Here is a 10,201-nt window from a genome sequence, read left to right on the forward strand (position 1 = left end):
GACGGAAGATGACAGATACCAGTGAAATGCCACGCAGGCTGACGATATTGGGTTCGACGGGTTCGATCGGTACGAACACACTGGATGTCGTCCGTCAGCTGGGTGGTCGCAGACAATTCGAGGTTTTGGCGCTCACCGGCGCCGGAAACATCGATCTTCTGGCGCAACAGGCGCGTGAATTCGGCGCACAGCTTGCGGTAACCGCCGAGGATGGCAAATACGAAGCGCTGAAAGCGACCCTTGCCGGCACCGGCATTGAGGTTGCGGCAGGCAAATCCGGCCTCGAAGAAGCGGCCTCGATGGAGGCCGGCTGGGTAATGGCAGCGATTGCCGGAACACCTGGTCTTGCCCCGACATTGACAGCCGCACGGCGCGGCGCAGACATAGCGCTTGCAAACAAGGAATGCCTCGTTTCCGCAGGCAATGTTTTCCTGCGCACGGTCAAACAGGGCGGTGGCAGGTTGATCCCGGTCGATAGCGAACATAGTGCGATCTTCCAGTGCCTGACGGGCGATCACAAACAGGCCGTGGAGCGCATCGTACTCACCGCATCCGGCGGACCCTTTCGCACCTGGTCGCGTGAGCAGATGGCCAATGTCACGGCAGATATCGCCCGCGCACATCCCAACTGGTCGATGGGGTTGAAGGTATCGATCGGCAGCGCCTCGATGTTCAATAAGGGGCTGGAAATGATCGAGGCGAAATATCTCTTCGATCTCAAGCCCGAGCAGGTGGAGGTGATCGTTCATCCGCAGTCGATCATACATTCGATGGTGGGTTATACGGATGGCTCCTATATCGCCCAGCTCGGCTCGCCCGATATGCGAACCGCCATCTCTTATGCCCTCACCTATCCTGAGCGCGGCAATCTCAATGTCGAACGCCTGGATTTCGCCAAACTGGCGCGGCTCGATTTCGAAGCGCCTGATGAAACCCGGTTTCCAGCACTCCGACTGGCGCGCACGGCGCTGGAGCGCGGAGGCTTGCAGGGCGCGGCTCTGAATGCCGCCGAAGAAACCGCCTTTCACGCCTTCGTCGAAGGCGGCATCGGTTTTCTCGATATGGCCGAAATCGTCGAAACGGTCATGGACCGCATGCATGACGGCCGATCAGCCAACAGCATCGAAGACGTATTTTCGGCGGACGGGGAAGCCCGCAATCACGCGCGGGAACTGATCGCCAGCAAAGAAAAGGCCGCGTAAACGCGGCCAGATTTTCTCTTGTTTGAACTGCGGCCTTAAGCCACGGCACGCGCCAGCGCACAATGCGACCAGAGCTGGTGCAACGCGCCGACCAACTGTTCGATGTCGGCATCGGTGTGCAGCGGTGTCGGGGTGATGCGCAGACGCTCGGTCTTGCGCGGCACGGTCGGATAATTGATCGGCTGCACATAGACGCCGTGATTGTCGAGCAGGATATCCGAAATCCATTTGCACTTGGCGGCATCGCCCACCATGACCGGTACGATATGGCTGGGATTGTCCATATGCGGAATGCCGCGTGCATCCAGAAGCCCCCGCAGCTTGCGCACCCGGTCCTGATGGCGGGCGCGCTCAAAGGGGCTTGCCTTCAGATGCTGGATCGAGGCGATTGCGCCGGCAGCGAGCGACGGCGGCAGGGCCGTCGTGAAGATGAAACCGGAGGCGAAAGAACGGATAAAATCACAGACCGCCGTGGACCCGGCAATATAACCGCCCATCACGCCGAAAGCCTTGCCGAGCGTTCCCTCGATGATCGTCAGGCGATCCATCAGGCCTTCGCGCTCGGCAATACCGCCGCCGCGCGGTCCGTACATGCCAACGGCATGGACTTCGTCGAGATAGGTCATGGCGCCATAACGATCGGCAAGATCGCAGATTTCCTTGATCGGGGCGATATCGCCATCCATCGAATAGACGGATTCAAAGGCGATGAGCTTCGGCGCGCTTGGATCGGCTGCCTTGAGCTTTGCCTCGAGATCTTCGAGATCATTGTGTTTCCAGATCACCCGCTCGCAACGGCCGTAACGGATGCCTTCGATCATCGAGGCATGGTTGAGCGCATCGGAGAAAATGATGAGGCCCGGAATTTTCTGGCCAAGTGTGCCGAGTGTCGCCCAGTTGGAAACGTAACCCGACGTGAAGATCAGCGCCGATTCCTTGCCGTGCAGATCGGCAAGTTCCTGTTCGAGCAGGACGTGATGATGGTTGGTCCCAGAAATGTTCCGGGTGCCTCCCGCACCCGCGCCACAGTGATCGATGGCGGCTTTCATGGCTTCGATGACTTTGGGGTTCTGGCCCATGCCCAGATAATCGTTGGAACACCAGACGGTTACGTCCTTGCGCTCGCCATTGGCGTTGTACCGTGTCGCGCGGGGAAAATTGCCCTGCTGGCGTTCGATATCCGCAAAAACGCGATAGCGTCCCTCAGAATGCAGGCTCTGCAGTTCCGTCGTAAAAAATGCCTCGAAGTCCATGCCATGCTCCAGAATTGACCAGATCGTTTTCTGCCTCGACACCGGGACCGTCAACCCTTGCGAGCTGCTTTAACCACGTCTGCGTCAATTCGCCGTTGTTTTGAACCATTCCAATAAACCGTTTATAGACGCCGATGAAAAGTACAAAATTGATTCACATCAAAAAACCCGGAAATTTGGAACCTTTTTCAAACGGCGCCGTTGTTTGGGACGCAATCGATTTACGCGCGGAAGAACGCCTGAAAGAGGAGGCTTCCCTAAACGGTATCGAATTGTTAGTTATCTGTGGCGGTCGGAGGTAGCAGTCGCCGCAGATAAATATGGGACGCCTACCGAGCCGAAGAGCTCATTGTAACGTTGGAGAGAGTTTCATGAAAAAGGCAATCATATTTGCGCTGGTCGGCCTGTCGCTTGCAAGCTGCACGCAGACTGAAAAGGGTGCTTCGATCGGTGCCGTTTCCGGTGCGGTCCTGGGCGGCGCTATCACGGGCAACGTTCGTGGCGCGGCAGTGGGCGCGGCGATCGGTGGCGTTGGCGGCGCGTTGATCGGCAATGCATCCGAACCGGGCTATTGCTATTATCGCGACCAGTACGGTCAGCGTTACACGGCGCGTTGCCGTTAATAGCTGCACGAGATACCGTTGCACAGAAGCCCCGGTCATCCGGGGCTTTTTGCGTTAAGGCGGGCAAAACACAGTCCGAAGGGTCCTCAACGCCGTTTATTTATGATTAAACTGCACTGTTAACGGACAGGAAACGGGTCAGAGCCATAATAAATGCTCAACCATAAAGCAGCTTATGCGAAGAACACGGACTAACCCGAAGACAGGTATTGCGTATGGGAAAGCTGGCACCGCTCTTGCGGTTGCCGTTACGTTCGCCCTGTACCCGGCGTTTACTCGCGATGCTTTTGCTTTCAAGCTGTTCGGCGTGCGTCTCTGGGGTTCGGAAGAACCGGAGATCGAAGTTATAAATCCGGTCAAATATGCCGTGACGCTGAATGCTGCCGATGCAGACAAATCTCTCAAAGACAGCCTGGAAAACAGCTCGCTTCTTCTGGCCGACAAGGACAAACCGGCCTCCGGCGATCTCGGCCTCCTGATCAAGGCGCGTGATGACAGGGACAGGCTGATCGCAGCGCTTTACGAAAACGCCCGATATGGCGGCATCGTCAAGGTCACGGTCGCCGGCAAGGATGTGGACGATCTGCCACCCAATCCGGTCTTCGATCACTCCGCTCCGGTGCCGGTGGTCATAACCGTCACACCCGGCCCGGTCTTCACGCTCGGCAATATCAGGCTCGAGGGTGATGTGACGGGCCGCAACCTTGAAGAATACGGTCTCGTCACCGGCGGCGATGCCGGATCTCTGGCAATCATCCGCGCCGGCAACAAACTGATCGATGATCTGAAAGCCGAAGGCCGCCCGCTTGCGAAGCTGACGAAACGCGAGGCCGTTGCAAACCACGCGACGAACACGGTCGATATTACCATGGCTGCCGAAGGTGGCCCCGTGGCACCGCTCGGCGCGGTCACCGTCACCGGCGAAAAAACCGTCGACGGCGACTTCATCCGCCGTTATTCGCGCCTCAATGGCGGCGAACCCTACTCCCCGGAAAAACTGCGCAAGGCCGCCGACCGGCTACGCCAGCTCGGCGTCTTTTCCAGCCTGACAATCAAGGAAGCAGGAACGCTGTCACGCGATGGCTCCATTCCGCTCACCATCGAGGTGTCAGAGGGCAAGCACCGTTATTTCGGCGTCGGCGCACAATATTCCACCACGGAAGGCATTGGCCTCCAGGGGTATTGGGGCCACAGGAACCTGTTCGGGCAGGCGGAATCGCTGCGGATCGAGGGTTCGGTTTCACGCATCGCCGAAGCATCGAGCGTCGAAGGCATGGACTATTCGGCGGGCATCACCTTCACAAAGCCCGGCATGTTCAACCCGCGCACCACATTCAAGACCAGCCTGATCGCCAAGACCGAACATCCCGATACCTATGAGGCCAAGACCATAACGGGAGCCGCCGGTTTCAGTTATGAGCTGAACGACACCGATACCGCAGCCGCCGGTCTCGAGGTGCAGTGGGCAGATACCGAAGACGCATTCGGCAAGAACAAATATCTGACCACCTCCATACCGCTGGAATTCGTTCGCGATACGCGCGACGACAAGCTCAACCCCACTGAAGGCTTTCGTGCATCGGTGGCCGCCAAGCCCAGCTATGAAGCGCTGAACGGCACTTTCTTTTCCTCCTTTGAAGGCTCTATTTCGGGTTATAAGGGACTCGGCGCCGAAGATCGCTTGATCATGGCCGGAAAGCTTTCCGGCGGCGTGCTCGTCGGCGGCAGCAATCTGCAGGACATACCGACCACAAGGCGCTTTTATGCCGGCGGCGGCGGATCCGTCCGCGGCTATAGCTACCAGGAAATATCGCCCTATAATGCAGCCGGTGATGCAACTGGCGGCCGCTCTTACGTGGTTGGCTCCATCGAAGCCCGTATCAAGGTCACCGATACGATCGGAATCGTGCCCTTCATCGATGCGGGTGTGGTATCCGACAGCGTAACCCCTGATTTCTCCGATATCCGGGCTGGCGCCGGTATTGGTTTGCGTTACGCAACGCCCTTTGGGCCTTTGCGTCTTGATGTCGCCATGCCGCTTGAAAAATATGATGGTGGCAACAATTTCGGCATTTATGCTGGCATCGGCCAGTCTTTTTAAACGCCGCCATCGAACACCCTAGCAACAGAGTGTAGATTACGCTTGATGACAACGTTGATTCGATTGCTGAAATGGCTGGGCTACGCTGCTCTTTGCGGCGTGGTGCTGGTGTTGCTTGCGGTTCTGTTCGTCGGTCTCACCCCGATGGGTGCAAGAATTGCCGCAAAGCAGATTTCATCGCTCGTTTCCACGCCCGACCAGACAATCGAAATCTCTCCACCCAGCGGTCTTTTGACCGGTCGCCTGCGGCTCGACAATGTCACTCTTGCGGATCGGCAGGGACCTTACGCCCGTGTGAACCAGATCGCCGTTGACTGGTCGCCGCTCTCGCTTCTTGCCGGAACCTTCCACGCCGACAGGGTGTCGGCCGGATCGATTGATGTCGATCGCAAACCGCTTCCCGCTGAGCAAACATCGACCAAAAGCTCCGGCAGTTCGTCCCTGCCGATTGAAATCGACATCGACAGTTTCGATTTCCCCGATATTAGCCTCGGACAATCCCTTCTTGGCCGCGACTTCGAGCTGACCGCCGAGGGCAATCTCAAGGCCGCGCAGGACGATATCAGGCTATCGCTCACTGCCCACCGGCAGAGCACGCCGGACGCTGCGGTCAATGCAGACATCGCGTTTCTGCCGAATGAAAATGTCTTGAAGTTGAAAGCGGAGATGAAGGAGCCCGAGGGCGGGCTTCTGGCCACGCTGCTCTCGCTTCCGGGCACACCCGCCGTGGCGATCGATGTGAACGGTGAAGGTCCGCTTTCTGACTGGACTGGCACTCTGCGCGGCAACGTCGCCGGCAACCCCGTGCTCAACGTCACCGGCCACCATCTACTAGGAGACGACGGCACGCGGCGTATCGAGGTCGCAGGCGGCGGCCAGCCCGATCTGCTTCTGCCCCCCGCTTTCCGACAGCTTTTTGCAGGCGAGACGAAACTTGATGCAAACGCCACGCTCTCACCACAGGGCCGCATCGAAATCGGCAGCAGCACGCTGGAAACCGGCACATTGCTGCTGACGGCCTCGGGCACCGTGGATCCGAACGGCCAGAACGATCTTAGTGCCAACCTCATCGGCACCGCCGGGTCAGTGGATTTCCGCTGGCCGCTGAACAATGGCGAGATCCAGGCCCTCATCAATGGCATTGATCTTTCCCTGAAAGGCAACGCTGATGCCGCTCATCTCAACACCACGGCATCGTTGCGCAGCCTTTCCCTCCCACAGGGTAGGCTTGATGATGTCAAGCTGACGGCCAGGAGCGGCAATCTCAACATTGCCGATCGCAGCGGCACCATCGACACCATTCTCTCCGTGGCACAATCGTCCTTCGTCAGCCCGGATATCGACCGGCTGGTGCGTGCGCCGGTCACCATCAAGGCGCCGGTCAGCCTTACCTCCTCGACGATCGGCTTTGACGGCGCGACGCTGGAGAGCGCCAGTGTCGGCGGAACGCTGAACGGCAGTTTCGACCTCGCCAACAATCGCCTGACATCCAGCGTGCAGCTCTTCGCGTTGCCCGCCACCCTGCCGCCAGCGCTGGCGGAAAAATTCGATACCACCATAGCTTTGCAGGGCGATATCGACCTGATCATTGGCGGGCGCACAAGCGTTCAGAACCTCGTGGTCAAATCCGGAACAATTGAAGCGACAGGTGATGTCAGTCTCGAAGACGACGCGTTGAGCGCCAATCTGACGGGCAAGTTTCCCGCTCTCGAAAAACTGACGCCACAGGCAAAGGGCGTTGCCGATTTTGCAATTGAAGCCAGCGGCGCGCTTGCCGCGCCCGACTTCAATGTCACCTTAAGCTCCGAAAGTGCCACTCTTGCCGGACGGAAGCTTGAAGCGCTCAAGGTCAATGCCGCAGGCAAGGCCGATCCGGCCGCACCGCAGGCAAAACTGACCGCCAGCGGCAGCCTCGACCGGCAGAAGATCGACGCCAACGCCAATGTGGTGCAGACAGAAAACGGCACGGCAATACCCGAGCTTCATGTGGCAGTGGGTCGCAACATCTTGAACGGCAAGCTGCAATTCTCGCAACAATTCCTGCCATCTGGCAATCTGTCGTTCAATTTCCCGGACTTGGCCCTGCTGGCGGCACTTGCCGCGCAACAGGCAGATGGCGATATTGCCGGCGACATCGTACTCAGTAACGATAACGGCCGGATTGCCGCGACGATAAAGGCGAATGGCGGCAGCATCCGCCAGGGCACAACGGTTATTTCGAAGCTCGCTGCCGATATCTCCATTGACGACCTTCGGGCGCTCGCCATCAACGGCAAGGTCAGCGCCGACAGCGTCAATGCTGGCACCGCGGCGATTTCGGCGCTGAATGCGACCATTGGCCATTCCGGCACGACCACCAACTTCGATGTCAACGGACGCTACGACAATGCGCCGCTCGTGGTAAAGGGCAGCGCCAATACCGCAGGATCGCCGATGACCGTGCGGCTCGATGCCTTCTCGGCCGCCCCCAAGGGCATTGCCGTACGGCTCGAAAAGCCGAGTACAATTGCGATCGAGAACGGCACGGCCCGCATCTCCGGTCTGACTATCATCACCGGCGACGGGCGAGTCGAGGTAAACGGCACGGCGGGTTCGACACTCGACATCAACGCCAATATCCGCTCGCTGCCCGCGAACCTCGCAAATGCCTTCGCCACCGGGCTGGATGCGGCGGGGAGTATATCCGGGACAGTCAGCGCCAAGGGCACGGCTTCAGATCCAGCGGTCGATTATAATCTGAACTGGACGAATGCCGAGGTTGCCCAGACGCGTGCGGCAGGGCTTGCAGCGCTCGGCATCAAGGCAAACGGCCGTTTCGCCGGCGGCACCTTGCAGATCGATACGAATGTGACCGGTCAGGGCGGCATGTCGCTTTCGGGCGGCGGCTCCCTCGGCATCGCCGGTAACCGTCCGCTTTCCATGGCCTTTTCCGGGAGGTTGCCCTTCTCCGCCGTTGCCGCACAAACCGCAGCACAGGGCCTCGATGTGGACGGCACCGCCGCCATCGATGTGAAGATTTCCGGCAGCGCTTCCGCGCCTGTCGTTACCGGCAGCATCACCACCGATGGTACGCGCCTGACCGATGTGCGCCGTAACCTCACGGTCAACGGGCTGGCAGCAACGGTCACCTTCGATCGTGATCGCGCCGTCATCTCCCGGCTGACGGGAAAGCTTGCTGGCGGTGGAACGATCTCGGGAACGGGTAGCGTCGGTATAACGGGCGGTTCGGGCTTTCCAGCCGACATCACGATCACGTTGGACCGCGCCGGTTACAATGATGGCACGCTGGTGACGACCATCGTAAGCGGCACGCTGACGCTGAAGGGTCCGCTTCTGAATTCGCCCGTGCTTGGCGGCAAGCTGACGCTGGACAGAAGCGCCATCACCATCCCGGAGAAACTTCCAGCCTCGCTGACGGAAATCGACGTCAAGCACAAGAACGCCCCGCCGCAGGTGCGGGCGCAGGTAAAGGCACTCGGCAACGATCAGGGCGGCAGTGGTAGTTCATCGACCATCAATCTCGATCTGCAGGTGAGCGCACCGAGCGGCATTTTCGTGCGTGGGCGGGGCGTCGATGCCGAACTGACGGGCAACCTGACCATTCGCGGCACGGCGGCTGTTCCCGTCATCTCCGGCGGTTTTGAAATGCGCCGTGGACGGCTCGAAATTCTCACCCGCCGTCTCGATTTCAATACGGGCAAGATAACCTTCGGCGGCGGCCTCGTGCCGGTTCTGGATATGGAGGCGCAGTCCACCGCTGGTTCCGCCACCATCACGGTTGCGGTTTCCGGCAATGCCAACGACCCGACATTCGCCTTCTCCTCAACCCCGGCTCTGCCGCAGGATGAGGTTATGGCACAGCTGATCTTCGGCCAATCCATGTCCAAGCTCTCGGCCTTGCAGATCGCGCGGCTGGCGGATGCGGCAGCCCAGCTTGCCGGCGGGCGCTCCACATCGTTGTTCGACAAGCTCCGAAGCAATCTCGGCGTCGACGATCTCGACATCTCGACGGATTCGGAAGGCCAGGCCCGCGTTTCCGCCGGAAAATATCTCAACGAGCGAACCTATCTCGAACTGCAGCAAAGCGGCGATTCCGGCGCAAAGGCCATCATCAACCTCGATGTCGGGCGCGGCGTGAAGCTGCGCGGTGAAGCGGGCGGTAATGGCGAAGGTGCAGCCGGTATATTTTACGAGAAAGAATATTGAAGTCTTCGCATTTAGGTTTGCGAAACCATCTCATGCTACGAATCTTCCATTGAAGGCGGAAAATATTGTTTCCGGCTGTTCAGGCACCAGGCAGAACGCCAAATTCGCATATGCAAGTGTCGGTGCACTTGCGCTGGCCTCCACAGCGAGCATTGGGAAGAATTCTGATGGCAATGATAAACTCTACCAACTTTGGCGGCGAGACGCTCGAAATCATCGCATTCCGCCTGCATGATCAGGAATTCTGCGTGAAGACGACGACTATCCGCGAAATTCGCGGTTGGGCGCCTTCAACGCCCATTCCCCACGCGCCGAAAGACGTCATCGGCGTCATGAACCTGCGCGGTTCGGTTATTCCGATCATCGATCTCGCACACAAACTCGGAATGAAAAGCACCGTCGCAAATGAAAGAAGCGCCATCGTGGTGGCCGAAGTGCACAACATGGTCATCGGCATGCTCGTCGATCGCGTTTCGGACATTCTGACGATCCCGGCAAATCAGGTCCAGCCGGTTCCGGAAATCTCGGCCTCTTTCGACAAGTCCTACTCCGAAGGCATCATTGCCAACGAACATGGCATGATCTGCTTCCTGAACCTTGCAAAGATGTTCAAGGGAACCGAAGCGGAAGATCTCGCCGCCTGATCGTTGCAATTCCTTTGCATGACGGCCGGTTCGCGTTCTTAGGCAACCTAAGAACAAAGGCTCAAATACGAGACTATTGACCATTGAACCAAACCGCCGGAGCACCTGCCCGGCGGTTTTTGTTTTCATGACCGTCTCTTTTATTAAATAAGAACATTTTAATATTATAGAT

The 10,201-nt window shown here is 58.6% G+C and carries 6 protein-coding genes; 5 read left to right on the top strand and 1 reads right to left on the bottom strand.

Annotated features, from left to right (window positions below; all coding sequences use genetic code 11):
- Positions 1 to 8: 8 nt before the first annotated feature.
- Positions 9 to 1,202 (top strand): 1-deoxy-D-xylulose-5-phosphate reductoisomerase, encoded by a 1,194-nt coding sequence (gene dxr, locus GH784_RS22680; protein ID WP_065703393.1) that lies wholly within the window; start codon positions 9 to 11, stop codon positions 1,200 to 1,202.
- Positions 1,203 to 1,237: 35 nt separating this feature from the next.
- Here the strand turns inward: dxr and hemA are convergent, their stop codons facing one another.
- On the bottom strand, positions 1,238 to 2,455 hold the full coding sequence (hemA, locus tag GH784_RS22685; RefSeq protein ID WP_003516756.1) for a 5-aminolevulinate synthase: 1,218 nt from the start codon (positions 2,453 to 2,455) through the stop codon (positions 1,238 to 1,240).
- A gap of 371 nt (positions 2,456 to 2,826) precedes the next feature.
- On the opposite strand from hemA, the gene GH784_RS22690 reads away from it, so the two are divergent.
- The 4 genes from GH784_RS22690 to GH784_RS22710 all read left to right on the top strand — a co-directional run bounded on the left by GH784_RS22690 (position 2,827) and on the right by GH784_RS22710 (position 10,029).
- Positions 2,827 to 3,078 (top strand): YMGG-like glycine zipper-containing protein, encoded by a 252-nt coding sequence (locus GH784_RS22690; RefSeq protein WP_003492347.1) that lies wholly within the window; start codon positions 2,827 to 2,829, stop codon positions 3,076 to 3,078.
- Positions 3,079 to 3,253: 175 nt separating this feature from the next.
- On the top strand, positions 3,254 to 5,179 hold the full coding sequence (locus GH784_RS22695) for an autotransporter assembly complex protein TamA (RefSeq protein ID WP_065705239.1): 1,926 nt from the start codon (positions 3,254 to 3,256) through the stop codon (positions 5,177 to 5,179).
- A gap of 45 nt (positions 5,180 to 5,224) precedes the next feature.
- Positions 5,225 to 9,385: a translocation/assembly module TamB domain-containing protein gene (locus GH784_RS22700; protein ID WP_065705237.1), complete on the top strand. Its 4,161-nt coding sequence runs from the start codon at positions 5,225 to 5,227 to the stop codon at positions 9,383 to 9,385.
- 167 nt (positions 9,386 to 9,552) lie between these two features.
- Positions 9,553 to 10,029 (top strand): chemotaxis protein CheW, encoded by a 477-nt coding sequence (locus GH784_RS22710; protein WP_003504949.1) that lies wholly within the window; start codon positions 9,553 to 9,555, stop codon positions 10,027 to 10,029.
- The last annotated feature ends 172 nt before the right edge of the window (positions 10,030 to 10,201 follow it).

Source organism: Agrobacterium tumefaciens (assembly GCF_009649785.1).
Taxonomy (GTDB): Bacteria; Pseudomonadota; Alphaproteobacteria; order Rhizobiales; family Rhizobiaceae; genus Agrobacterium; species Agrobacterium tumefaciens.